Below are 24556 nucleotides of genomic sequence, written 5' to 3' on the forward strand. Positions count from 1 at the left end.
TTATGTTAGCTTTAAAGCTACAGTCATTCCTTCATCAGTTGGAATCAATATAGAGAAATATTTCTTTTCATCTGATAATCTATTATTAAACTCCCTCATAGCATGCCATGATTTTTCTGATACTTCTTTTGGAGGCGATTCTAAAAATACTGTATTAAATAATAGAGTGTTATCTGCAACGATTAGCCCATCTTGTTTAATGTATGACTCTGCCCAATCTAAATACTTAGGATAACTACTTTTGTCAGCATCGATGAATATCATGTCAAATGGTGCCTTTGCTGATAATTCATTAATTTTTTCCAGTGCATCACCTTCTATTAGAATAATTTTATCACTTAGATTAAAAGCACTAAAATTTTTTTTTGCTATTCTTGAGTGTTGAGGATTATTTTCTATTGTATATATATGACCGTCTTTCAGTAGAGCTTTTGCCATGCAAATCGACGAATAACCGTATAACGTGCCAATCTCAACAATACTTTTGATTTTATGGATTTTTATAAATAAACTTAATAGCTTTCCTTCTTCAGGGCCAATCTGAATATGTTGCTTTTTTTCAAGAATACAATATTCTTCTATTTTTTTATATTCTTTTGCAAATAGATTTCTTATATATGATAATTTTATACTAAAATTATTACGCATTACGTTTTATATTATAAATTAGGGAAGCTTAATTCATACACAGTTTATAAATATAATAATATAGTTTAAAATAATAAAAACATTTATTTTAAGTTATTATTTCATAGTATAAAATTTTAAGTGACAAAAATTATTATATATCGTACTATGGTTAACTAGTATAATAAATAATCGATTATTATACTAGAATTAAAGGGATTGTTTATGCGCATTTCTCTTTTTAAAATATAATTTTTATAATCAATTAGAGGGGGTTATATGTCTTATACTATTGCTAGTGAAGTTGAAACGTTAAACAAAAAATCTAACAAGAATGAAGGGGTTATGTTACTACATAATCCAGCTTATCGTGAAAAGTATAAAGAACGTTTTAATGAAGCTCAGAGAAAAGTTATGGATATGGTTCAGTTTTATGATGGGACAATAGTATTAATAGAGAATAAAATCGCTATGTATTACTACACTTGGCACAGTAAAAAAAGAGAGTTTGAGCGTAAAAAACAACAAACAGTAGTGAAAAACAATGACTCAGCATAGAGTCTTTTATATGGTAAGCTACAGTGGTATTACTTCACTATAGCTTTTCCATATAATTTATCTATCACATCAGTAAGATATTTCAGCTCTTTATACCCTTCATGTTTAACTTTATTATGCTCTATATACGACTTACCATCATCGTTAAGCTTGATGAAAAATATTGGAGTGGCTGTGATACCAAGTTTATTGATTGCCAGTGATTTATCATTTACGATTTTATCCATAATTTTCTTATCATTAATGCATTGGTTAAATGCATCTTGCTTTAAGTTGCTTAGTGCAGCAATTCTTTGTAGTAAAGTCAAATCACTTAAATTGTAGTAATTCCACGAATCTATTGAGTTAAAAACAGCTTTGTTAAAATTAAAGTAGTCTTCTTGTTTTTCGTAGCAATGACTTAGCATTGCAGCCTTTAGCCCTCTGTAATCCAAAGGAAAATGACGAAATATATATAACATCTTACCTGTGTCTATATATTTCTCTTTAATTTTAGGAAAAACATTCTTATGAAAAAGAGAGCAGTGATAGCAAGTTAATGAAGCATATTCTATCATTAGAATTGGTGCTTTTGGATCTCCTAATAATTTATCATCAGGTAATAGTGATAGTAACTCCTTTGATGTTATTTCATTAGTTTCTTTTTGAATATGTTGGTTACTGGATTTAACAACTGCATAAGAATTAACACTCATAAGAATTAGTAAAAACAATAGTCTGAAAATCATTACAATACAAACACTTAACTTACTAAAAAAATTACATATTTATATTAATAATGTCAAGATAACTTTTGTTTAGCAAGGCTTTCAGCCCTATCTTTAAATGCAGCAATTATTTTACTCTGTGTATATTTATATACTGAGTTTAATAAAGTGGAAAATGAGTTGGACTTAAACTTAAACTCTATATAAAACTTTACCATAGTTTTATTTTCATCTATGGGAATGAATTGCCATTCATTGTATAGATGTTTAAATATTCCATTTGATGATACAGCTTTTATCCAACCTTCATTTGTTCCACTTGGAGAAAGAAAGGTTACTTCTGATGTGTACTTTCCTTTAATTCCATGAAAAACTGCGAGAAGATCCACAACCATTTGGTTGTCAATTTTTTCTTTTATATAAACGGCTTTGCACCAAGGAACAAAATCAGGATACCTTTCAACATCAATTACAATTTGGAATACTTCATTAGGCGAACATAGGAAGGTACCTTGTTCTCTGCATTGATGAAGCATAAATTTAGTACCAATCAAAAAAGGATCCGTATCTACCGTCAGCCTTAGTAGATTCCTGAGACCTGAAGTTAAGGTGGGCATCGCATATTAGTTTCAACGAAACCAGCAGAGGCAATTCCCTTCTCTAGAAATTATCGCTCGGGAAATTTAACTTAACTCATAACGCATAGCACAGACCCTTACTTGAATTATAGATGATTTACACAGGGCATGTCTATAGGTATATTAAAGTCAGCGATTATTATTTAATCTTTATTAAATTTTGCATTTTAAGTATTATAGTTTATCTTATGAACATTACTAAAGTTTTAATCATTATTGTTTTTATTGCAATTTCTTCAAGAGCTTACACTAGTTGTACAGATCACAAAATTTTTGTGCATACTATGAAGCAACAAGTGGATGGTATATCTACAAAAGGAAATAGAAAAAACCTAGGGCATGTACACGAAAAGCTTCAGGAGGTCATTCAGAATAATGTTAACCTCAAAGGAATATCGCAATTCGTTATAGGAAAACATTGGACTTTAGTTAAACAAAAAGAAAAAGAAGATTTTTTAAGAGAGTATAAAGTGTATCTTACGCGTTTGTGCGTTAAAATTTTATATAAATACATGCATGATAGTGAAATGATCATAATGAGTACAAAAGCAGTTGACGATGAAACTTGCTTAATTGGTACAAGATTTTCTTACGGTGATGAAGAATTTACAAATATTGATTTTAAAGTTACTAAAAATAACAGTTCTTTCTTGATAAGTGATGTTGTAATGAGTGGAATAAGTATTGCTATTAATCAACGTTCTCAATTTAGTGAAAAAATCGACACGCATGGCATAGCAAGCGTTATAGCTGAATTAAAATGCAATAACAATCCATGATATATATGCCTCATTGGCCTAAACCGCTTGGTAGTAGACCAAAGGATTTTTCTCTTGATCGCATAAAAAGCTTTCTAAATAAATTGGACAATCCTGAGAAAAAAATGCCTCCCGTAATTCATATAGCTGGGACTAACGGGAAAGGCTCAACACTAGCATTTATAAGATATATAATGCAAGCAGCAGGGTATAAGGTCCATGCATACACTTCTCCACATTTGGTGAATTTTAATGAAAGAATAGTTATTGCAGGCAGTTATATCGACGATAATGAATTATATAGCTTATTAGAAGAATGCCATGCCGTGATTGCAGAACAACCTATCACTCTGTTTGAAGCTGCAACTATTGCAGCTTTTTTAGCTTTTTCTCGTCATAAAGCCGATATTACTTTAGTTGAAGTAGGTATGGGCGGAAGACTTGATGCAACAAATGTTATAGATAGTCCGATTTTAACAATAATTACTTCCATTGCACTTGATCATACAGAATATCTTGGCCCTACTGTAGAAATTATAGCAGGTGAAAAGGCTGGAATAATGAAACCTAATGTTCCTTGCGTAATAGCACCACAAGAAAAATCTATAATGAACACGCTAGAACACCACGCAATAAATAAGAAATCTCCTCTATATAGAGGAGGTCTTGAATGGAATTGCAAAAAAAAGAACAACAAAATGGTTTTCCAATCAGCTATTCAATCAATAGAATTTCCTTTGCCATCTCTGAAGGGTGAACACCAAATAATCAATGCAGGAAACGCCATTGCAGCATGTAGCATTTTGAGTGGAAAATACGGATTTGATATTGGAGAAGAGGATATCACTTCAGGTTTACAGCGTACCTACTGGCCTGCACGACTAGAGCTCATAAAAGAGGGTAATTTAATTTCCCTACTACCGAAAGATTGGCAATTATTTTTAGATGGTGCGCACAATAATGACGGTGCTAGAGTGTTAGCTAAGTGGGTAAAAGATAATTTTGCTGAAGGTATCTATATAATTTTTGGTGTTACTCGTAACAGAAATGTGGCAGAGTTCTTAGAGCACTTAAAGCCATATATCAAGCTACTATGTGCGGTTTGTGTTAAGTCTGAACCTAAAGCAACAAATACAAATTTGATTAGGGAAAAAGCCAATAACATAGGAATAAAAGCAGTTGAATGTGAATCAATTGGCGATGCAATATCAAATCACATATTAAAAGCCTCTATCCAAAACATCAAAACCATACTAATCTGTGGCTCATTGTTCCTAGCTAGAGACTTCGCTATGGAGAATAACTAACTTTGATGATATGTGAGCATTAACTGACCGATGGGAAAATGACTTTGATTATTTATAGTATTGTATGAAGCGACTAAAATTGTCATTACAGCGCTTAGTGTACGACAGTGCTCCAACATTTAGGGTTGCAGTTTGCATGGCAGGCGGCGTCATCTGAGTAGCTGACCTATCCAAGCGGTGTCATCCAAGCAGCCCCTTCTCTTGTCATCCAAGTAGCCCCCTTCTTGTCATCCAAGTAGCCCCCTTTCTTGTCATCCAAGTAGCCCCTTTCTTGTCATCCAAGTAGCTAACACTGGGATCTAGTTCTCTTTACAAATTCACCAAAAGTGTTTCATTCTATAACGCAAAACCCATATTCACAAAACCCAATGCATTACTTGCAGTTAAGTTTCCTAGATCCCAGTGTCACGCACTGGGATGACAAAAAAAGGAGCACTGGTTCACCTTATGACGGTGTCATCCAAATACCTTCCCCTATCATCCAAGTAGCTAACACTGGGATCTCATTTTACTTTATGACGGTGTCGTCCTAATACCTTCCCCTGTCATCCAAGTAGCTAACACTGGGATCTCATTTTACTTTATGACGGTGTCGTCCTAATACCTTCCCCTATCATCCCAGTGCGTGACACTGGGATCTAGTTCTCTTTACAAATTCACCAAAAGTGTTTCATTCTATAACGCAAAACCCATATTCACAAAACCCAATGCATTACTTGCAGTTAAGTTTCCTAGATCCCAGTGTCACGCACTGGGATGACAAAAAAAGGAGCACTGGTTCACCTTATGACGGTGTCATCCTAATACCTTCCCCTGTCACCCAAGTAGCTAACACTGGGATCTCATTTTACTTTATGATGATGTTATGAAAGTAGCTGACACTGGGATCCAGAAGACTTAATTTCAACCAAATAATAAAGGCTAGATCCCAGTGTCACGCACTGGGATGACAGAAGAAGGTGCTGAGATGACAAAAAAAGGAGCACTGACCTCTCTTGGGCTCTTTTAGCCACAAATATTAAGAAATTTACCAAACGAAAAAAAAGGCAAAAGAAGCCCTAGTCATTGTCTATTTTCAGTATTGGCGTTTTTTAAGTCTTAAACACTGCAATTTAGCTGCTTTTAAATGCAACTCACCTTAGTTTAAATGTTTAAGAAATTTACTAAGCAGAAAAAAAGGCAAAAGAAATCCCGTGTTAGCTAGTTGTCACTTTCTAATCCTGCAAATTGGCGTTCTCTACTGTCTTAAACGCTTTGTAAGCGCGTTTCGGCTTATATAGCTAGAAATGTTGTGAAGACATAAGGTGCACATAGTGCGAAAAATTAAAAATAAGACGCCAAGTACGTTGTTTTTTTGCTGTTTAATCTGCACAGATGAAGATAACTGAATACCTTCAGTACCATGATAAGAGGGCTGGCGGAGTTTGTCAAGGAATTTTTTCGTTTCTATGTTGTCAGCTACTTGGATTTGCCACCTGTTAATTACAACGTTCGTACAGATGTATGCTTGACATAGGATCCAGAAAATTTAGTTATATATAGGAAAATCTGATTTGACTACACCAACTCACGTTCAGCAAAAAAGAAAGCTATCTCCTTACGAGCATTTTCTGGACTATCCGAGCCGTGAACTCTATTTTCACTAATGTCATCAGCAAAATCACCCCTGATTGTACCTTTATCTGCCTGCTTTGGATCGGTAGCTCCCATGATTTGTCTGTATTTACTTACTGCATTTCCACCAACTAAAACTTGAACTATCACAGGACCAGAAGTCATAAACTCTACCAATTCCCCAAAAAAAGGCCTATCTTTATGAATTTCATAAAATAGCTCTGCTTGTTTTTTTGTCAGCAACATCATTTTTTGTGCTATAATTTCTAGTCCAGATTTTTCGATGTAAGAATTTATCTTGCCTGTAATATTATTTTTTACTGCATCAGGTTTTAATATCGAAAGTGTCTTCTCAATTGTCATATTATTTCCTTATATAAGATTGTATATTTATAGATTCATTTTATTGCAAATTTTTGTTTCATCAAAGAGGTTTTTTATTTATAGTCAAGAATAAATCATCAAGGGAGTATTGTATGCATACTTGTTGTAAAAAAACTAATGAAAAACCTGAATCTACTACCAAACAACTGGTTGAAACTGAATCTACTGCTAAAAAATTGGTCAATAACTTGAAATCGTCAATTTTTTGTGGAGCAAAAGGGTTTTTAACTTTTAATTTGGCTTTTTTAAGTTATTTAGAATATGGTATGTGTGACCATATTCTACAAAAGCAAGGAAAAAATAATAATCAATACACGGAGCTAAAAAAAGGCGCTGCCTTTGCAATGAAAAGAAACACTATTCCATTTCTTGAAATGACAATCATAGCACCGCTTGTTTGTTTTGCACTGCCAGCTATGCTAGGCAGTATGAGCCTCATGCAATGCGCACTTTTATGTGCTGCCTTAATGATTGCCACATGTTTTATTGTCAGAACTTTTCATCTGCGTGAGAAGTTAATGGAAAAAATCACTAACCATAGTACAAAAGAAATAGACGACGAATTTAAGAAAGATACTATAAAATTTCCTATCTTTGATCAAAATAGAAAACACACCGAGTATAATTCGCCTAACTCAGGGCGACTACTGGATGAAACAAGTAGCACCTCTCTTTTCGTTAAAGTTTTACTTTTTCCCCTCAAGGTTCTTCTGAATGTCCTGCAAAGTTATATAATGCTATCTTTAGCTGCTGTTGAACTTCTTGAAACGGTACCAAGTCTTTTTGTCGATACATTTTTCGATTGGAACTTCACATCCACCAAGAGTAACCTGAAGAGATCAGGCCACTTATTGTATGCCAGTGTAAGAAATTTAGTGCCTATAACTAAATTTGATGAGTGTGTAGCTAATTTTATAGGCACCCCAGAAGTAACTTGTTGTAGTAGTGCGTAGGTGAAAAAGGCAGTTATCTTATTTAATCTTGGCGGGCCTGATTCACTAAATGCGGTCCGTCCTTTTTTATTCAACCTTTTTTATGACAGGAGAATAATCAATCTACCGAATCCCTTTCGGTTTCTTTTAGCAAAGTTTATATCTGCGAAACGAGAAAATACTGCACGAAAAATATACGAGGAAATCGGAGGTAAATCGCCAATTCTGGAGAATACAAAAATGCAAGCTAATGCTTTAGAACTAAAATTAAATGAAGATAGAAACCATGTACACAAGGTATTCATTTGCATGCGCTATTGGCATCCATTTGCTGACGAAGTTGTTAAAAGTGTAAAACAGTTTGATCCTGATGAAGTAATTTTGCTGCCACTATACCCTCAATATTCAACTACCACAACTTTGTCATCCATCGAAAATTGGCAAAAAAATGCTAAAAAGCATGGCCTAAAATGCAATACAAAAATAATTCATCATTATTATGACAATGAAAACTTTATTGAGGCTCATACTAACTTGATAGCCAAGTACTACAAATTAGCCAGCAGGATTGGTAAGCCAAGAGTCCTATTTTCAGCTCATAGCTTGCCCCTTAGCGTTATTAAAAAAGGCGACCCTTACGCTTCACAGGTAGAAAGAAGCGTAGAGTTAATAGTAGAAAAGTTAGCTATCAATAACTTAGATTGGTCAATATGTTATCAGAGTAAGATTGGTCCTGTAAAATGGCTAGAGCCAAGCACTGAAAGTGAGCTATCACGTACAAAAGCTGATGGTGTACCTGTAGTTTTATCACCTATATCTTTTGTTTCTGAGCATTCAGAAACTCTAGTTGAACTTGATATAGAATATAAAGCAATTATCAAGGATGGATATTATTTTCGCGTACCAACTCTCAGTATTGATTCCTTGTTTATAAAATGCTTAGCCGATTTATGCATAAATCACCCTTAAAGTCCTGATTTATAGGGCTTTTCTTCAAGGCTTTTATGTGATAGAATAAAAGGGAGTTATTATTTTGTTAACTATTTCATGCCAAACAAGCTAAAAAAGAAATCTAACATACTCGCACAAAAGGTGCATGATATTTATGATCATGATTTCAGGAAGGTAATCTGCATCACAACAGGTTTAACAGCCCTATTGTGTAAGATTTCACTGCAATTTTGCTGCGAGTTCATTGACAATAATAGATCCAATATCTTTCTTATACGGAATGTTGCTCGACTAGTAAAGTTTCCGACATCTATTCTATATATTGCCCATTCTGCATTTACTCTACAGGATCTAATTAAGGATTACAGAAACCCTGAGAGTAAAAAAGAGCTGGCAAAAGTTGTGGGTAAATCGGCTAATCTTGCAAGCAGCATCATAGAAGCATTGATGATGTTGAAAGTCATCCATTTTTTTACTAGGGGTAATGCAGACGTAATAAGTCACATTCACTTAACATCAACGATCCTATTTCTGTTTATTTCGGAACCTATAAGCTACTATTATTCATGGAGAAAATACTTAGATAATAAGGATCCTGAAAAGTCTGCTAAGTGTAAGAAGGACCTTATTATCAGCACATTAACTTTGTCATTAGGTTTGTTAAACTTCATATTAAAAAGAATGGAGACTGCAACCATACCAATAAACTTAGGTAATGGTATAATCTATAATTTCAACTTAAGCGTAACAGTTAGCATAATATATAGTGCAGTATTTCTGGCAGTTCAGCTTGACAAATTGTTTCAACAACCTGTCAATGATGATCCTTCCACTGAACTTGATAATGCTGGCCATAACCATATTCAGCCCGGTAATGATGATAATGATCTGCCCGATGGCAACGCTGTGGGAATGTAAGGGTTAGAGGTGAAAAGATTTTATTTCTACTGCCAACGCTAGTACTGCTAATTTGCCAACAATACTCCAAAGTGACAGAATTTTACCTTCCACAACCTGGCTAACATCATGAAACTCACAGTCAGTGGCATTCAAGCTAGAATATACATCTTTCCTGCTATTACATCGGTATAAGTAACATGTTGGAGTATCTCCTATATAGTATATCAGCGGTTCTGCAGAACTGCTTTTAAATATGTCAATGGTTGGTACACCTTCTTGTATAATAACGCTATTGATTGCTATTCCTTCTTTTATCTTTTTCATTTTATGACGCTTTTTTTTATTGAGATTTAATATTTCCTCTCCACTTGTTGCTGTTATAATGCCCATCCCATATGTGCCATTGCTTGCTTTGATAAAAACGTAAGGTTGTGTTTTTATTTCATATTCCTCATATTTTTTTTGCACTAGAGATAATATTTGGTCAACTTTAGTCGCTACTGCTCCTAGTGATGAATCATCATTAAAGTCAACTCCATTACAGCTTTCTGTAAGCACAGAAATAAGCCATGGGTCCATTTTAAATTCGCTACAAAATTCGGACGCTAATTCTTGATAGATTTCAAAATACTTAAATTTCTGTCTGCTATGCCAACCGTATAGTGGGCTTGGTACTATATCTTGCTTTACGTCTTTTAGCGTGTCTGGAATGTGGCTCGTCATATCACGATTCAGTATAATAACATCAGGCACAAATCCTGAAGTTGTCTTTAGCAGAGAGTTTTCTTTCACGATAGTTTCATATGGTTCTATTAAATTATATGCTTCGTTATGAAAGAGGCCAATTCTAGTTTCAAAACCTGCGAGCTGCAGTACTTTCTCTATAACAAATACGTTTTCTATATACATTTTATTTCGTGTGTAATTCTCCGGTATTATAAGAGTCTTTTTATATTGTTTTGTTTCAAAATAACTTTTTATTAGTTTTGCTGCTGTTGCTCTTGATGTCTCACTTAGATTGTTGAACCCTGCAGGAAATAAATTAGCGTCCACTGGGGCAATTTTGTAGCTGGAGTTTCTAAGATCTATAGAGCTATAAAATGGCAATGTAAGGCCGTTAAATTTTGCCTCAAACCAATTATTTATACTTTTTTCCAAATCTGGGTGAATTATGTTTTGCATCTACACTTTAAATGTTATAAGGAAGGTATTATATTATAAGCTATAATTAAACATATTTAGCAAATTTGACTAAAGATTAAAGTATAATGAGATTCTTATTTAAAGTAATAGAAAAATGATTCAACACGATAACAATAAAATGTATGGAACTACTATACTGTCAATTAGAAAAGATAAAAGCGTAGTAGTAATAGGTGATGGACAGGTTTCACTGGGCCACACTGTTATAAAATCCGGAGCAAAAAAAGTTAGGCGTCTTTCTGGTGATTCTGTAATTGCCGGTTTTGCTGGAGCAACAGCCGATGCATTTACTCTCTTTGAAAGACTAGAATCTAAACTTGACAAGCACCCAGGGCAATTAATGAGAGCATGTGTTGAACTTGCAAAAGACTGGAGAATGGATAAATATCTAAGAAAATTAGAGGCTATGATGATTGTTGCAGATAAATCTATTTCATTAGTAATTACGGGAACAGGTGATGTTCTTGAACCTGAAGATGGAATCGCAGCTATTGGCTCTGGGGGAAATTTTGCTCTATCTGCAGCAAGAGCTTTAATTGACATTAAAGGAATATCAATAGAAGAGATTGCAAAAAAGGCTATGAAGATAGCTGGCGATATATGTGTTTATACAAATCATAATGTAGTTATTGAAAAGATAGAGGAGTGATATGTCTTCCAAGCAAAAAACTTTGTGCACTAATTTTTCCAATCAGCCTATAACCCTTTCAGAAGGGCAGCCTTGTAGTAGTGACACCTATGATAAAAAAAATGACCTCTATAAAGATACTAAGAGTGGTTTTGATTCAAATGACAGCGATATTCAAGTTAATGACAGTACTCAAGTTTTGTTAGATGACCTGCCACCACAGAAGATAGTTAAAGAATTAGATAGATTCATAATCGGACAGGATGATGCAAAGCGTGCTGTTGCTATTGCGCTCAGAAATCGTTGGCGTCGCAATCAGGTTCCATTTCCATTGCGTGATGAAATCATACCTAAGAATATATTGATGATCGGTCATACAGGGGTTGGTAAAACTGAAATAGCTCGCCGCTTAGCAAAACTTGCCGGTGCACCGTTCATAAAAATTGAGGCAACGAAGTTTACTGAAATAGGATACGTTGGACGTGACGTTGATTCGATAATACGCGATTTAGTTGATGCAGCAATAGTTTTAGTTAAAGAGAAAGCCTGTAAAGCCTTAGCTAACAAGGCTTTAATTTTAGCTGAGAAAACAATAGTAAACTCTATGGTAGGCGAAAATGCAACCGAAGAGAGTAAAAAAATTTTTAGAGAAAGGTTGAAGAATAAAGAGTTTGAGGACGGAGAAGTTTCTATTAACGTCAGAGAGAGCAAGAGTATGTTACCTACTTTCGATATACCAGGCATGCCAGGTGGGCAAGTTGGTGTGATGAATGTAACAGAAATAGTGGGCAAGATGTTTAACGGGAGCAAAAAAACAAAAACTATTACGGTGAAGGTAAAAGAAGCGCGTGAAATATTAATTAATGAAGAAAGTGAAAGGCTAATCGATGAAGATAAGATAATCAAAGAAGCCATTGATCTTGTTAGTAATGACGGTATAGTATTTTTGGATGAAATAGACAAAATTGCAGCGCGTACAGAAGTAAAAGGTGAAGTAAACAGAGAAGGAGTGCAACGCGATCTGTTACCACTACTTGAAGGAACAACTGTTACAACTAAGTATGGCCATGTAAAAACAGACTATATATTATTTATTGCATCTGGTGCTTTTCATCAGTCTAAACCATCTGACCTCTTACCGGAATTACAGGGCAGATTACCGATCAGGGTAGAACTTAAGGCACTTACTCAAGAGGATTTAATAAGAATATTAAAGGAACCAGAATCTAGTTTGTTAAAGCAGTACATAGCTTTAATGAAAACAGAAAATGTGACGCTTGAGTTCACTGATGATGGTATAAAAACCATAGCTGAAATAGCGTTTACAGTTAATAGGCAAGTGGAAAATATAGGCGCAAGAAGGCTTCACACTATCATGGAGAAGCTTTTAGATGAAATAAGTTTCATTGCTTCTGAGAAAAATAGCGAAAAATTCATTATAGACAGCAAGTATGTAAAAGATAAACTTGAGTCAATTTCGAAGCAGCTTGATTTATCTAAGTTTATACTTTAGGAAAAACAAAAAGCCTACTTTAAGTAGTATAGAGAGTGTTCAGAAGGTCAGCCAGTAAACCTAAAATTTCAGCTATATTCTTTAGGCTGTTTTTCAACAGTAGAATGGTGTGCTGCGACCTCTTGCTTAATATCTAAGCTTAAGTCAATTATTGAGATATTTTCTTCATCATAATCTATGTCTTTTATTAACATATCGTCAGTAATAGTCAAAAGGTCAGGCGGAGAAAGAATAGTTCTTTTATTACCAGCTCTCATTCCCACAACTCCAAGCTCTATAGCAAGTGGTATTTTTTTATCGCCAACCCTAAATTGCACTGTTTGATCTTTGACTATATATTCCCCATTATGCTCCTTTACGCTATATTTAACTGATATCTCATCACCGCACCTTACTTGTTTTCCAGTCTTGTTAATTAAGTCATTAAAAACCATCAGATTATTCACTGAGTCGGGATATTTATCCTTTACTTCGATCAGTTTGACGTAATAAGAATTAAAATTCATTTTGTTATCATTGGCAATAGTAACTACACGCTCTCCGCCTTCTTTCATACCTATCACCCCTAAACCCACTTCTTTTAGGTCATCTTGACCTATTTTCAAAGTAACATCAGAAACTTTGCTAGGGAGTGTTGCTGAGTTATTATTAGAAATTTTATATATTTGCAATAGGACTTCCATGCCACAGAAAGCCTTGCTGCCACTGCCTTCAGTAATTTCATAAAAATTTATCGAATCTTCTTCCTTTTGCTGCGTCATTTCTTCTAAATATTCTGTTAGCCCATGCTTTTCAATATAGCGGTCGAGTGCTGATTCAAGTATTGGCTTCACTAGATAATGTGCTATTGTCTGTATCAAACCACCATGCGTGGCACTTATCTCATAAAGCTTGTCCTTTTTTCCCGGTTTACCTTTGTTTATATAGACAATAGTAAACATAAAAGCAGAGGTTAAAGTGAGAATCATTACTATGGAAATAAGCATTTGTAATATAATTTTTCTAACCATCTTTCTTTACTTGATTCAATAAATCATATAAATAATTAGTATCCCCTGAAAGCGCACTCAAATTATCCAAGCCTTGTTTAAAGAGGGCGTCTATATAGTCCTCTACTTCACTTTTACCAAGTACAGACATTAGATTATTTGTTTTATCTTGTTCGTAATCTTCAATATCATCCTTAGCTTGAAAGATAAGCCCTAGGTTTATCCCGTAGTTATATAACGCTTTACGTTGCTTATCTGTAGCATTCCCTATTATAGCACCTATTTCACATGAAGCTGCAAATAGTTTTGCGGTTTTCATCAAATGAATTTCTTTTATTTTGTTAAAATCTGCACCAATATCTAAAATCTGTCCTCCTACCATTCCCCTAATTCCTATTGCCTGAGAAAGAACTTTCATGATTTCACAGCATTTCTCATTTAACGAAGATAATACCTCAAAAGCCAGAGTAAGTAGTGCATCTCCGGCAAGCACTGCTGTTGCTTCATCAAATTTTTTATGGCAGCTTAGCTGGCTTCTGCGAGTATCACTGTTGTCCATGCACGGTAAATCATCGTGAATTAGAGAGTAAGCATGAACAAATTCAATTGCTGCAGCAACTGATATTACTTTTTTAGCTTCCGCGTTAAACACTCGCGATGAAGCTACGACTAAAAAGGAGCGTATATGTTTTGCAGGAGCAAGGAGTATATAACGCATAGCTGATATAAGCTTATTCTCGCTATTTTCTGGTAAAAGTTTATTTACTTCTACAATAAGCAAATTTTTTGTTGTTTCGTCTAGCATTTTTGAATTGTTAATTGTTTAGCACGTAACGCTAGCCAGCTAGGGCAGTAGAAAACTTTGCTGTAGTTTACCAGTTATAAAAGATATTGCAAACATAAAAATTTTTTATAACATCAAAGAATAGGTTATTTTTTTGGTAAGAAATGTGAATAGCGAACTAGCAAAGAGCACTAGAGAAGACATAGAAGAGAAAGTGAAAAAGATTATACTAGAGCACATTAGTAAGGATGTAGAGAAATTCAACAGCTCTTCAAAGCTTTCGGAGCATGGTGCAGACAGTTTAGATGCAGTTGAAATCATCATGGCAGCAGAAGAAGAGTTCGGAATAGAAATTCCAGATGAAGACGCACAAAAAATGGAAACTATGGAGCAAATAGTTGAGTACATTAATAGTAAAAAAGGCTAATAGTTAGTGTTAAATGAGCAGAAGAGTAGTAGTCACTGGTGTTGGTTTAATCACTCCACTAGCGGCAGATGTTGACAACACTTGGTCAAGGCTGATAAAAGGCGAGTCTGGCATAAAAGCAATCAATACAGATAGATTTGACTCTTCTGATCTTGCTTGCAAGGTTGCAGGGCAGGTGCCTGTGCAATCCGATAACATTGAGAATTACTTTAATCCTGTAGGTTATATTTTTGAAAAAGATCTAAAAAGAACGGATCGTTTTATTCATTACGGCATTGCAGCAGCGATTCAAGCTGTGGAAGATTCATCTTTAGAAGATTCAAAAGTAGATAGAGAACGTGTTGGCGTAACTATTGGCTCTGGTATAGGTGGTCTTCCGTCAATTCAGGAAAATGTTATTACCATGCAGGAAAAAGGGCCCAGACGTGTCAGTCCATTTTTTGTCCCTGCAAGTCTAATAAATTTGATATCTGGCCATATTTCTATTAAATACGAATTTACAGGTCCAAACGATTCAGCAGTAACCGCATGTGCAACAGGTGCGCATGCAATCATAAATTCAGCAAGAACTATAAAACTTGGTGAAGCAGATATTATGATTGCAGGTGGAGCAGAAAGTGCACTGTGTAGAGTTGGAATTGCAGGTTTTGCGTCTATGAAAGCATTATCAACTAAATTCAATGATAAACCGGAAGAAGCTTCAAGGCCATGGGATGCAGAACGCGATGGTTTTGTTATGGGTGAAGGAGCAGGTATATTGGTGCTGGAGGAATACGAACATGCAAAAAAAAGGGGGGCAAAAATACATGCTGAACTGGTTGGGTACGGACTCACAGGAGATGCGCACCACATTACAGCACCACATCCAGAAGGAAGAGGCGCATTTAAGGCAATGCAGCTTGCCTTAAAAAGTGCGCAAATTAATCCAAATCAAGTAGGATATATCAATGCACATGGAACTTCAACGCCACTTGGAGATAAAATTGAAGTAATAGCAATGAAACAGTTATTTGGTGACTACGTTTATAAAATACCTGTTTCTTCAACTAAATCTTCTATAGGACATTTACTTGGTGCTGCAGGGAGCGTTGAAGCAATATTCAGTATTCTTGCGTTAAATAATGGAATTATTCCGCCAACCTTAAATTTACATAAACCTTCAGAAGGATGTGATTTAAATTTTGTACCGTTTAAAGCTCAGGAGCATAAAATTCAATATGCACTTTCTAATTCGTTTGGTTTTGGTGGCACTAATGCATCGCTCATCTTTGGACAAGTGTAATCAATTTTGCTGCTAAATAGCTAAAATGTACGAACATTATGATCTGTGATAGCTATATTATCTGTAATTTGCCTTTTACTGTCGATTTACTATACTTATTTGGTAAGATCTAGCTTAATTAAATGCACAAAATATTAGTAAGTAGTAACCATAAACCTCTGGTCGGAAAAATCAAGATTAATGGCTCAAAAAATGCTGTTTTACCAATAATGGCAGCAAGTCTATTGAGTAGCTTCTCGGTAATTTTGCATAATGTACCTGATTTAATTGATGTGCATCTAATGTCTAAGCTGCTTGAGAGTCTTGGAGCGAAAGTGAATTTTACACGCAATAAAGATTATAAAGCAAATCATACTTTGGAAATTGATTGCAGTAATATCAACAATCACGTAATGTCACACGAAACTGCAAGTAAGCTGCGAGCATCTCTTTTAATGCTAGGTCCAATTCTCAGTAGATTTGGTAAAATCACAACAGTCTTTCCTGGTGGATGCAATATCGGAAAGCGTCCCGTTGATATGCATATCAAAGCATTAGAAGAAATGGGAGCTAAAATTGAAGTTGAAGGCTGTAATATAATTGCAACAGTGAAAGGAAAGCTACAAGGAAAAGAAGTTATACTTGAGAAAATAAGCGTTGGTGCAACAGAAAATGTAATAATGGCAGCAACACTTGCAGAAGGAGTGACAATAATAAACAATGCTGCAACGGAGCCGGAAGTTCTTGATTTAATAGAGTTCCTAAAGAAAATGGGTGCTAATATTGAGATTAGTGATACAAGGATCACAATAACAGGAGTTGAAGAATTAAATGGATGTGTTCATAAAATAATACCAGATCGCATAGAAGCAGGCACCTATGCACTAGCTGCTATAATAACCGGTGGTAAGTTGGAGTTAGAAGGAATAAGTCTATCTGATATAAGATGTATTGTGAATGAATTGAAGGCTATAGGGGCTAATGTTGAACTATATAATGAGGGGGTTATGATTTCCAGAAAAAATTGCTCTATTAGGTCTGCTAACATTGCAACAGATCCATACCCCAACTTTCCCAGTGATATGCAACCACAACTGATGTCTGCAATGTGCATCGCTGATGGGATATCAGTAATTGAAGAGAACATTTTTGAAAACAGATTTGCACATGCAGATGAATTGAGAAAGTTAGGCGCTAATATCAGCATCGAGAAAAGCAAAGCTACTATAAGTGGAATAAAAAGCTTATCTGGAGCTAATCTGTGTGCCACTGACTTAAGGTCAACAGCAGCTTTGGTACTTGCTTCTTTGGTAGCTGGTGGAGAAACTACAATAAATAATTCGCATCATTTATGGAGAGGATATGAAGCAATGCACGAAAAACTCAATTCATGTGGAGCTGATATTTCCATTTCATCTTGAGGATATTTTATGAATGAAGCAACTAAACGAACTACAGTAAAAGAAATAGATGAAATCTTATATGAAGAACATAAGGTATTAGACCATGGATTTATTCGAGTAGTGGATTATATGGGCTCTGATAGCGCTATAGTTCAAGCTGCTCGTGTTTCTTATGGCAAGGGAACAAAACAGATAAGTCAGGATGAAGCACTTATAAAGTATTTAATGAGACATCATCATACAACTCCATTTGAAATGTGTGAAATTAAGTTTCACGTGAAACTTCCAATTTTTGTTGCAAGGCAATGGATAAGGCATAGAACTGCAAATGTGAATGAATATTCGGCAAGATATTCAATACTTGACAATGAATTTTATATACCAAAACCAGAACAGATTGCAAAACAATCTGATAATAATAAACAAGGTAGCGGTGAAGCTTTTGATCCGGATACCTCAAAGGAAATAATAGATTCTCTAACAAACGACTCTAATTTAGTATATTCTCATTATGAAAAATTTATTGAGCAGGGGCTTGCAAGAGAAATTGCCCGAACTAATCTAACGCTTAATTACTACACGCAATTTTATTGGAAAATAGATCTGCATAACCTCCTTCATTTTTTGAAGCTTAGAGCTGATAAGCATGCCCAATATGAAATCAGAGTTTATGCAGAAGTTATGCTGGATATAATAAAAAAATGGGTCCCATTGGCCTACAATGCCTTTGTTGAATATTGCCTAGAATCAGCTTGTATTTCAAGAACTGGTCTAGAAATAATTCGCAAATTAATTAAAGGGGAAAACGTTACTAGAGAAGAAAGTAATATTGGTAAAAGAGAATGGGACGAGCTGATGTCTATACTTGATAAACAATCTTAAAGATAAAGGCATACGTATCAATCTCCTCTGTCAGTTAACTCTCGTTCACCAAATTGAATCTTGCTTTTTACATCACATTAACTCATCACTTTTATAGAACATCTCATTAAAATCATCCAAAGTTCCAAAATCTTTATTTTGAACAAATAGATGACCATCTGTTATGTATGCCTTAGGCAGGGTAAATGGTTTATCATAATGCTGCGATGCTGGCCTAACAATTTCATTATATAAAACCATTACTTGCTCGTAGTTATATCCATCACCAGCATGATATTTACCACGTACGGTATCATAAAAATTCTTTATATCATCATATGTCACTTGCAGCTCCACCTCATACTTTCCCACTTCAAGAGGACTTCCTGTCCTTATTTTAAAGGGATGTTGTGCATTTGCAATACTGTTAGAATCTTCTGCTTCACTATCAGAATTTTTATCCATATTTTCTATCACACTTGCCATAACAGTTTCTTGTTCGTCTTCTATTGGTTTTGCTTGTTTTTCAATTTTATTATTGCTACTGTCAGTTTCCACAGTGACTTTTCTTGTTTCCATATCTTTTTGAGCTTTCTCATTACTTTGCTTGCGTATTTCATCTCCATGCAATTTCTCCTGCAGAGCTTTTTCCATGTCAGCATAACCGTCACGATTGCTTTGCAAAGCTGGTTGATCTTCAACATAACTGCTGCTATCATCTGCTTGCATTTGATCTATATAGTTAGATTCTTCTTCCTGTATAGTATTTTTTGTAACTCCCTTAAGGTAATCAAGCATATCTTTTCCAGTCTTTTCCCAACTTGCAGCATCTGCATATTTTCTATCATTATTGATTACATCCTTTAATATTCTTCTATCATCTATCCATTGTTCAGCATGCTCAAATAGCGTCCATCCTTCATTACCACAAATATCAACATCAGCTCCATTCTCTATCAGGTACTTTACTTTGTCCAATTGCCCATGCCTTACTGCATGAATAAGTGGTGTCCAGCCTTCACTATCTTGAACCTCAATATTTGCATTATTCTTTATTAAATATTCTAATACCAAATCTCATAAATAAGTAGGCAAATAACTCACAGAACAAATGGTTTTGATCGAACTTTCCGTAATATTACGAATGAATGCACATACAGTATCCTCCAATAAACTAACAGAGTCATATATTCTATTTTTAATGAGATTGTCTTTCAAATATTGCCATAAACGCTCTACTGGATTTAACTCTGGTGAATATGGAGGTAAATAGATTAAGGTAATATTTTGTGGTATTTTTAAACCTTTGGATCTATGCCATCCTGCACAATCCACAACAAGAAATGCCTCCCTTGTTCCTAAATATTGTGACATCTGCTCAAGGAATATATTCATACAATCAGTATTGACGTTTGGTACGAATAAGCTAGAACTCTCTCCATTTCTAGGATTAACTGCACTATAGAGATAAAAGTTTTGCCTACCTAATTTTACCTTAACCTGTGTCCTAATGCCTTTTTTAAACCACCCGTGTCCAATCTTTGAATGTGTGCCAAACCGCGACTCATCGAAGAAAAATAGCTCTTTTTCGGGATACGTGACAATAGTTTCATTAAGATTTTTTTTTAAACTCTTCTTGTTTATTTTTATCCTGTTTATTGTGCACAGGCCTTGGAGTAATATACGAAAAACCTAACTTTTGCATCAGTCTATGTGCTGTAGACTTACTTACCTCAATAGAAAACATTTTCTCAATTATGATTTTTAATTTCTTAGCCGTTAGGTTGGCTCCTTCTTCTGCTATGACATTTTTAATTTCTTCTTGCTGCTTGTAGCTCAACTTCGGCTTTACTCCACGTCCTGGTTGTATTTTAAACGCATTGACTCCTCCTTCCTTAAATCTTGTAATCCACTTCATCAATGTAGTTCTAGTAATTCGGTATATTTGAGCAACTTTTGTTATTCCATATTCTTTTGCAGATATTATTGCCTGTAATCTTCTTCCTATCTCTCCTCTTATGCCGTGCTTCTTTAATTCCAGGTTACACTTATTATATAATTCTTCTCCTATTGCTTTACTTTTTCCTGCCATAACTCCCCACTAATTCTTAAATTATTCTATTTTAGAAATTTTTCTTTATTCGTCTATTTATTTTTAGGAATTGGTATTAGCGGGATCTATGCTAAGAGATACCGCGAATGAATCGCGGTATGACGGTTAATTATTCCGTGACGGTATCTGCTTTTTCCTTGATCCTAAGTTCCTGCATTGGCAATCTATTCTCATCAATACTCGTGCCATCTTCAAGTACTGCAGGTATTATGATCTTCTCAAACTGTCGCTCTGATTTTTTCTCTAAATAACCAAATATGTCGTAAACACTGATCCTTTGACCAATCACTAAAAATGGCGTATCAGCAGTATTACGCCTTGAAGTTATGCATTGTTCAAACTTTTGACAGGCACTGATCAGCGATACCCGACTATAAGCGCAGCTTGCATCATGTAAATCATCAAGGATAATGCAACCACCGTACTTTCGACCTTCATCAAAATCAAGAGAACTATCCCCAGCTCCTGTACCTGTTACATGCCCTGATATTGAAAAGCCATTAACAAAACCTCCTTCTTTAGTTCTAATTACTCGCGTACTTTTGCGACCAACTACTTTTACGTTTGGAAAGACTTGACGGTAAAATGGAGACTCAAGGACAATGTGCAGTTCATTGATTTTTTCACGCATCAAATCTCTTTGGTGCGTAATATACATAAACTTTGCCCTTGGATTATTACCGAGGGCAAACGCCACATGAAATATAAAACCCAGTGTTGTCTTAGCACAGCATGGTGGTATGTTCCACCATTGACTGTGTGCTTTTTCAAACACCAAGCGATTAATGCTGCTGAACAGCACCCACAAATAGTTTTTGCTGCCATCTTTTCTTTTTAAATTTAATCTAATATTAAACACTCGCAGCATGCCTTGAAACGCAAAGAAACCAAAATCTTTGCGGCATAAAATAATATCCTCCTGAGATAGCATTTTTCATCCTTTAAACTAATTCCAGCATACACTAATTTATTGAAAAATTAAAAAAAATGTTGTAAAATTGTTACAGTAGTAGATTTTGGTAAAACTTATGGCAGACTTAAACACTAATATAGTTCTCAGTAAAGAAACTTTACTACACCTTGCCGAGCTAGCTGAGCTCACTAAGCAGCCTGCTCAAGAATTAGCAGAGAAACTACTCAAAGAAGCAATTGAGCTTGAAATCGAGGATTTTTTAGTGTCTAAAATTTCTGATGAGCGTGATGTTGAAGGCGCAGAAACAGTTGATTTTGAAGATATTAAGTGGGACTAGAACGTTATAAAATTAAGTCTCTAAAGAGCGTTACTGAAAGGGATTTACCAAATCTTCCAAAGACAATAAGGCTAAGAGTTCAAAAGGCTATAAAAGAACGACTTACAGTCGATCCAATAAATCTTGGTGAACCACTACATCATAGCTTAAAAGGGCGCAGAAGGTTAAGAGTAGGTGACTATCGCGTGGTCTACAGGGTAGATCAATCAGAACGTACAGTGGTTATCACAGAGATAGGACATAGAGATACTATTTACAAGAGATAAGTACATTCTTTTCTTTATTGAAAAAATAAAATGCTGTAGTTGGCTATATTGCAGCCTTACCCGCAACCTGACCAAAATTATCTAACATTTGATTCATAGCTATCCAACGATCATTTAAAGATTTTCCGTAAGAAGTGTAACCACCACCTAGATTTTGACCAATTTGTGCACCAAGTCCATGTGCTCCGATAAGACTTTGCAGCCCTCCTAAAGATGAACCGATAAAGTCATTCAAGCCACGCGACGCAAGTTCAGAGTTTAAACTTGCAACTTTAGATAGACCATAGCTTGATTGATTAAGTCCACTGGCACGTAATTGATTGCCAAGCGCGGTGTTCATTTGATTGCTAACAAACTGCTGATAAGGACCTTCACAGTATTGCGACGCTATTTCATTGATAAATCCTCCTGGACCATCTTTTCCTAAGCCCCCAAGACTATCCATGAATTTATTGTACCGACCATACAATTCTTTTTGTACTCCGATATTATTTTCAAATTGGCGATTAGCTTTAGAACTACCAAAAAGAAAGTCAAATAAATCTCCTAATACCAATTCCCGCTATACAAGTAACGGATAGACAATAATGGAAAAAAGCCATACTGGAGTAAGTAAAATAGCGAGGTTTAAATGGCATTAAGATCAAAATTATTGGATGAAAAAGTGAGCAAAAGAAATGCTGAAGAAAGTAAGAAATAATGCATATGTTGCAAAAAAACTAAATGCTGTAATTGCAGCAAAAAAGCATAGTATAACAGCCGTAGCAAAAATATGTTGCATTTCAAGAAAGGCACTTACTGCATGACCTAAAATTTGGCAGAGAAGAAAAATTATTTGCTCCACCTCAACGCCGTAGAAAAACTATATTGAACCAAAGCCAACTTGAACAAGTTGAAGCATGGATACAAGAAAATCCCAACATTACCATTAAAGAAACGAGAATAAGAATTCAGGAAAAGTTTGGTTTAGCAAGTCTACAGTACACCGTAATATGCAAAGAATGAAATTCTCATATATCACACCAAGACCAGTGTATAACGGACAAGATAAAAGTAAACAAGAGGAGTTTAAAAAAAAATCTTAATGAAACTATAGTATTTTCTAAAACGAATGATAAACGTCTAAAATGGTATTACCAACTAAAAGGTGTAAGTCTGTACATTGATGCATTAGAGGTCTGAGGCGACTTTTGATGGTGTGCCAACAATGCTCTATCGGATTTAGATCAGGTGAATATGTTGGAAGATAAAGCAAATGACAGCCAAAAGACTCTATTAATGACTTTGTTTTGGGAGTTTTATGGAATGTAGCATTATCCATAACTATGGTTGTATTACGCTGCAATTGTGGTTCGCTCTAACCATACATTATTACACCCTCCTGTGAAGGTCATTGGTGCAATAAACTTCTTTTCAATCCATTCACCTATTATACTCACTCTTTCCCACTTTTTTCCTGGAACATCAGCATATATTTTTTCTCCTCTTGGAGCTCATGCATATTCTCGGTATAGTCTATTATCAACTCCTGCTTCATCTATATATAAAATGCTACAGTGGTCTATTTTTGAGACTTTATCGATAAATTGCTGCCTATCTTCTTGATTGCGCTCTTGATAGAATGTGACTTTTTTTAAGGTTATTTTTAGCTGTTTTAACCTATACCAAATTGCACTTATTCCAAAGCCAAGATTTTGTTTCATTTCTGCTAGTGTGTGATCCGGGTGTTTTTTAACATAGTCTACAAGTATTTTTGGGTCTATTTTCCGAATAAAACCAGTACTTTTTACCGCTTTGAGACCTTGGCCAGTAGCTTTCTTTTTTAGCCATCTATATAGTGTCTATCTCAAAAACCTCTGCAACTTCAACCTTTGACTTTCCTTTTTCTACCAAAGACACTGCTTTTTCCCTTAAATCTACACTATATACCATCGCTTTCCCTACTTTAAAAAAACATATTATACCTTTATCATTCGCTTTTGAAAATACTATAGTTTGCTTATGAGCAACCTGGATCCCAGTGGGCTTTGTTGCATCGCTCAAGTGAAAAGAACTGGCAGTTACTGACAAAATTCATTATAAATAGCCATTTAACTGTTGAAGAAAAAATATGCCACAAAAAATGAGAGTCAGTAACTGCCATGAATATAACAAATTTCTCCAAGAAAGAGGAAGCATTTTTTGTTATATCAATGACGCCATAGAAAATTGGTACGAGAATTGTCCAAAAATGCAGGGCGGCAACTATATTTATAGTGATAAAGTTGTGATTTTGGTGCATATAATCGTCAGTTTCTTTAGAATTGGTTTAAGACAAACAGTCGGGTTTATAAAAGGGTATTTGCAACAAATAGGAAGAGATTTGGCAGTTATCAGCTATTCACAAGCATCAAAAGAAACTTAATATTAAGATAAATGATTGCAGAATTGATAAAAATAATATGGAAGATATCGAAATTGCTATAGACAGTACAGGAATTAG

The 24556-nt window shown here is 35.0% G+C and carries 28 protein-coding genes, 1 other RNA gene and 2 pseudogenes; 16 read left to right on the top strand and 15 right to left on the bottom strand.

What is annotated here, in order from left to right:
• A complete protein-coding gene (locus tag AAGD99_RS06140) occupies positions 1-648 on the bottom strand; it encodes an O-methyltransferase (RefSeq protein ID WP_341822894.1) in 648 nt (215 codons plus the stop codon).
• A 258-nt stretch (positions 649-906) separates the two neighbouring features.
• Between AAGD99_RS06140 and AAGD99_RS06145 the strand changes: the two genes are divergently transcribed.
• On the top strand, positions 907-1185 hold the full coding sequence (locus AAGD99_RS06145) for a DUF2671 domain-containing protein (protein ID WP_253309235.1): 279 nt from the start codon (positions 907-909) through the stop codon (positions 1183-1185).
• A gap of 29 nt (positions 1186-1214) precedes the next feature.
• On the opposite strand, the gene AAGD99_RS06150 is transcribed toward AAGD99_RS06145, so the two are convergent.
• From AAGD99_RS06150 to ssrS, 3 genes are all read right to left on the bottom strand, one after another.
• Positions 1215-1913: a DsbA family protein gene (locus AAGD99_RS06150; protein ID WP_253309234.1), complete on the bottom strand. Its 699-nt coding sequence runs from the start codon at positions 1911-1913 to the stop codon at positions 1215-1217.
• A 53-nt stretch (positions 1914-1966) separates the two neighbouring features.
• Entirely contained in the window at positions 1967-2446 is a 480-nt protein-coding gene (locus tag AAGD99_RS06155; RefSeq protein WP_341822895.1) for a type II toxin-antitoxin system RatA family toxin, read from the bottom strand.
• A gap of 1 nt (position 2447) precedes the next feature.
• A non-coding RNA gene (ssrS, locus tag AAGD99_RS06160) (6S RNA) lies at positions 2448-2609 on the bottom strand.
• Positions 2610-2718: 109 nt separating this feature from the next.
• Between ssrS and AAGD99_RS06165 the strand changes: the two genes are divergently transcribed.
• Both AAGD99_RS06165 and AAGD99_RS06170 read left to right on the top strand, forming a co-directional pair.
• Entirely contained in the window at positions 2719-3309 is a 591-nt protein-coding gene (locus tag AAGD99_RS06165) for an ABC transporter substrate-binding protein (protein ID WP_341822897.1), read from the top strand.
• Complete coding sequence (locus tag AAGD99_RS06170) at positions 3306-4595, top strand: folylpolyglutamate synthase/dihydrofolate synthase family protein (protein ID WP_341822898.1); 1290 nt, start codon at positions 3306-3308, stop codon at positions 4593-4595. Before AAGD99_RS06165 ends, AAGD99_RS06170 begins: the two co-directional genes overlap by 4 nt.
• 1557 nt (positions 4596-6152) lie before the next feature.
• Here AAGD99_RS06170 and ndk read toward each other — a convergent pair.
• A complete protein-coding gene (gene ndk / locus AAGD99_RS06175; protein ID WP_341822899.1) occupies positions 6153-6572 on the bottom strand; it encodes a nucleoside-diphosphate kinase in 420 nt (139 codons plus the stop codon).
• A gap of 113 nt (positions 6573-6685) precedes the next feature.
• Between ndk and AAGD99_RS06180 the strand changes: the two genes are divergently transcribed.
• The 3 genes from AAGD99_RS06180 (at position 6686) to AAGD99_RS06190 (ending at position 9394) form a co-directional block, all read left to right on the top strand.
• On the top strand, positions 6686-7546 hold the full coding sequence (locus tag AAGD99_RS06180; RefSeq protein ID WP_341822900.1) for a hypothetical protein: 861 nt from the start codon (positions 6686-6688) through the stop codon (positions 7544-7546).
• Positions 7547-8494, top strand: coding sequence for a ferrochelatase (gene hemH / locus AAGD99_RS06185; RefSeq protein WP_253309227.1), 948 nt, complete (start codon positions 7547-7549; stop codon positions 8492-8494).
• Positions 8495-8572: 78 nt separating this feature from the next.
• On the top strand, positions 8573-9394 hold the full coding sequence (locus AAGD99_RS06190; protein WP_264731583.1) for a hypothetical protein: 822 nt from the start codon (positions 8573-8575) through the stop codon (positions 9392-9394).
• A 3-nt stretch (positions 9395-9397) separates the two neighbouring features.
• Here AAGD99_RS06190 and gshA read toward each other — a convergent pair whose 3' ends face one another.
• Positions 9398-10558: a glutamate--cysteine ligase gene (gshA, locus tag AAGD99_RS06195; protein WP_253309225.1), complete on the bottom strand. Its 1161-nt coding sequence runs from the start codon at positions 10556-10558 to the stop codon at positions 9398-9400.
• 115 nt (positions 10559-10673) lie between these two features.
• Here gshA and hslV point away from each other — a divergent pair, with 115 nt between their 5' ends.
• Both hslV and hslU read left to right on the top strand, forming a co-directional pair.
• Positions 10674-11228, top strand: coding sequence for an ATP-dependent protease subunit HslV (gene hslV / locus AAGD99_RS06200; protein ID WP_096617344.1), 555 nt, complete (start codon positions 10674-10676; stop codon positions 11226-11228).
• Between the two features lies 1 nt (position 11229).
• Complete coding sequence (gene hslU / locus AAGD99_RS06205) at positions 11230-12720, top strand: ATP-dependent protease ATPase subunit HslU (RefSeq protein WP_341822902.1); 1491 nt, start codon at positions 11230-11232, stop codon at positions 12718-12720.
• A gap of 68 nt (positions 12721-12788) precedes the next feature.
• Here hslU and AAGD99_RS06210 read toward each other — a convergent pair whose 3' ends face one another.
• Both AAGD99_RS06210 and AAGD99_RS06215 read right to left on the bottom strand, forming a co-directional pair.
• Positions 12789-13730 (bottom strand): FKBP-type peptidyl-prolyl cis-trans isomerase, encoded by a 942-nt coding sequence (locus AAGD99_RS06210; RefSeq protein ID WP_264731576.1) that lies wholly within the window; start codon positions 13728-13730, stop codon positions 12789-12791.
• On the bottom strand, positions 13723-14514 hold the full coding sequence (locus AAGD99_RS06215) for a polyprenyl synthetase family protein (RefSeq protein ID WP_253309222.1): 792 nt from the start codon (positions 14512-14514) through the stop codon (positions 13723-13725). The genes AAGD99_RS06210 and AAGD99_RS06215 overlap by 8 nt, the downstream gene beginning before the upstream one ends.
• 181 nt (positions 14515-14695) lie before the next feature.
• Between AAGD99_RS06215 and acpP the strand changes: the two genes are divergently transcribed.
• The 4 genes from acpP to thyX all read left to right on the top strand — a co-directional run bounded on the left by acpP (position 14696) and on the right by thyX (position 18466).
• Positions 14696-14920: an acyl carrier protein gene (gene acpP / locus AAGD99_RS06220; RefSeq protein ID WP_253309951.1), complete on the top strand. Its 225-nt coding sequence runs from the start codon at positions 14696-14698 to the stop codon at positions 14918-14920.
• Positions 14921-14933: 13 nt separating this feature from the next.
• Complete coding sequence (fabF, locus tag AAGD99_RS06225) at positions 14934-16202, top strand: beta-ketoacyl-ACP synthase II (protein ID WP_253309221.1); 1269 nt, start codon at positions 14934-14936, stop codon at positions 16200-16202.
• A 122-nt stretch (positions 16203-16324) separates the two neighbouring features.
• The gene (gene murA / locus AAGD99_RS06230) at positions 16325-17602 is read left to right on the top strand and encodes a UDP-N-acetylglucosamine 1-carboxyvinyltransferase (RefSeq protein ID WP_264687745.1); all 1278 of its coding nucleotides are present in this window, start codon (positions 16325-16327) and stop codon (positions 17600-17602) included.
• A 9-nt stretch (positions 17603-17611) separates the two neighbouring features.
• Complete coding sequence (gene thyX, locus AAGD99_RS06235; RefSeq protein WP_265017404.1) at positions 17612-18466, top strand: FAD-dependent thymidylate synthase; 855 nt, start codon at positions 17612-17614, stop codon at positions 18464-18466.
• A 72-nt stretch (positions 18467-18538) separates the two neighbouring features.
• Here thyX and AAGD99_RS06240 read toward each other — a convergent pair whose 3' ends face one another.
• From AAGD99_RS06240 to AAGD99_RS06250, 3 genes are all read right to left on the bottom strand, one after another.
• Positions 18539-19519: an ankyrin repeat domain-containing protein gene (locus tag AAGD99_RS06240; protein ID WP_341822903.1), complete on the bottom strand. Its 981-nt coding sequence runs from the start codon at positions 19517-19519 to the stop codon at positions 18539-18541.
• Positions 19520-19522: 3 nt separating this feature from the next.
• Positions 19523-20537, bottom strand: a protein-coding gene (locus AAGD99_RS06245) for an IS630 family transposase (RefSeq protein ID WP_341822214.1) whose coding sequence is annotated in 2 segments (ribosomal slippage) — positions 19523-20071 and positions 20073-20537 — 1014 coding nt in all. Because the reading frame shifts where the segments join, the coding sequence is not laid out codon by codon here.
• A gap of 130 nt (positions 20538-20667) precedes the next feature.
• Complete coding sequence (locus AAGD99_RS06250; RefSeq protein WP_341822904.1) at positions 20668-21489, bottom strand: hypothetical protein; 822 nt, start codon at positions 21487-21489, stop codon at positions 20668-20670.
• A gap of 97 nt (positions 21490-21586) precedes the next feature.
• On the opposite strand from AAGD99_RS06250, the gene AAGD99_RS06255 reads away from it, so the two are divergent.
• Both AAGD99_RS06255 and AAGD99_RS06260 read left to right on the top strand, forming a co-directional pair.
• On the top strand, positions 21587-21808 hold the full coding sequence (locus tag AAGD99_RS06255; RefSeq protein WP_341822905.1) for a hypothetical protein: 222 nt from the start codon (positions 21587-21589) through the stop codon (positions 21806-21808).
• Positions 21799-22074, top strand: a complete 276-nt coding sequence (locus AAGD99_RS06260; protein WP_253309215.1) for a type II toxin-antitoxin system RelE family toxin — start codon at positions 21799-21801, stop codon at positions 22072-22074. The genes AAGD99_RS06255 and AAGD99_RS06260 overlap by 10 nt, the downstream gene beginning before the upstream one ends.
• Before the next feature lie 43 nt (positions 22075-22117).
• Here the strand turns inward: AAGD99_RS06260 and AAGD99_RS06265 are convergent, their stop codons facing one another.
• Positions 22118-22630 carry a hypothetical protein gene (locus AAGD99_RS06265; RefSeq protein ID WP_264731566.1) on the bottom strand — a complete coding sequence of 171 codons (513 nt, stop codon included), beginning with the start codon at positions 22628-22630 and terminating at the stop codon, positions 22118-22120.
• 75 nt (positions 22631-22705) lie between these two features.
• Here AAGD99_RS06265 and AAGD99_RS06270 point away from each other — a divergent pair.
• Positions 22706-23150, top strand: a pseudogene (locus AAGD99_RS06270) (winged helix-turn-helix domain-containing protein); the annotation flags it as partial.
• Between the two features lie 26 nt (positions 23151-23176).
• On the opposite strand, the gene AAGD99_RS09015 reads toward AAGD99_RS06270, so the two are convergent.
• From AAGD99_RS09015 to AAGD99_RS06280, 3 genes and pseudogenes are all read right to left on the bottom strand, one after another.
• Positions 23177-23395, bottom strand: a complete 219-nt coding sequence (locus AAGD99_RS09015) for a transposase (RefSeq protein WP_264736254.1) — start codon at positions 23393-23395, stop codon at positions 23177-23179.
• A gap of 172 nt (positions 23396-23567) precedes the next feature.
• A pseudogene (locus AAGD99_RS06275) lies at positions 23568-23855 on the bottom strand (IS630 transposase-related protein); the annotation flags it as partial.
• Positions 23856-23904: 49 nt separating this feature from the next.
• Positions 23905-24117 (bottom strand): hypothetical protein, encoded by a 213-nt coding sequence (locus AAGD99_RS06280; protein ID WP_341822906.1) that lies wholly within the window; start codon positions 24115-24117, stop codon positions 23905-23907.
• Positions 24118-24184: 67 nt separating this feature from the next.
• On the opposite strand from AAGD99_RS06280, the gene AAGD99_RS06285 reads away from it, so the two are divergent.
• Entirely contained in the window at positions 24185-24478 is a 294-nt protein-coding gene (locus AAGD99_RS06285) for a transposase (protein WP_253309376.1), read from the top strand.
• Positions 24479-24556 lie beyond the last annotated feature (78 nt).

The sequence above is a fragment of the Wolbachia endosymbiont (group A) of Clivina fossor genome (assembly GCF_964026865.1).
GTDB lineage: Bacteria > Pseudomonadota > Alphaproteobacteria > Rickettsiales > Anaplasmataceae > Wolbachia.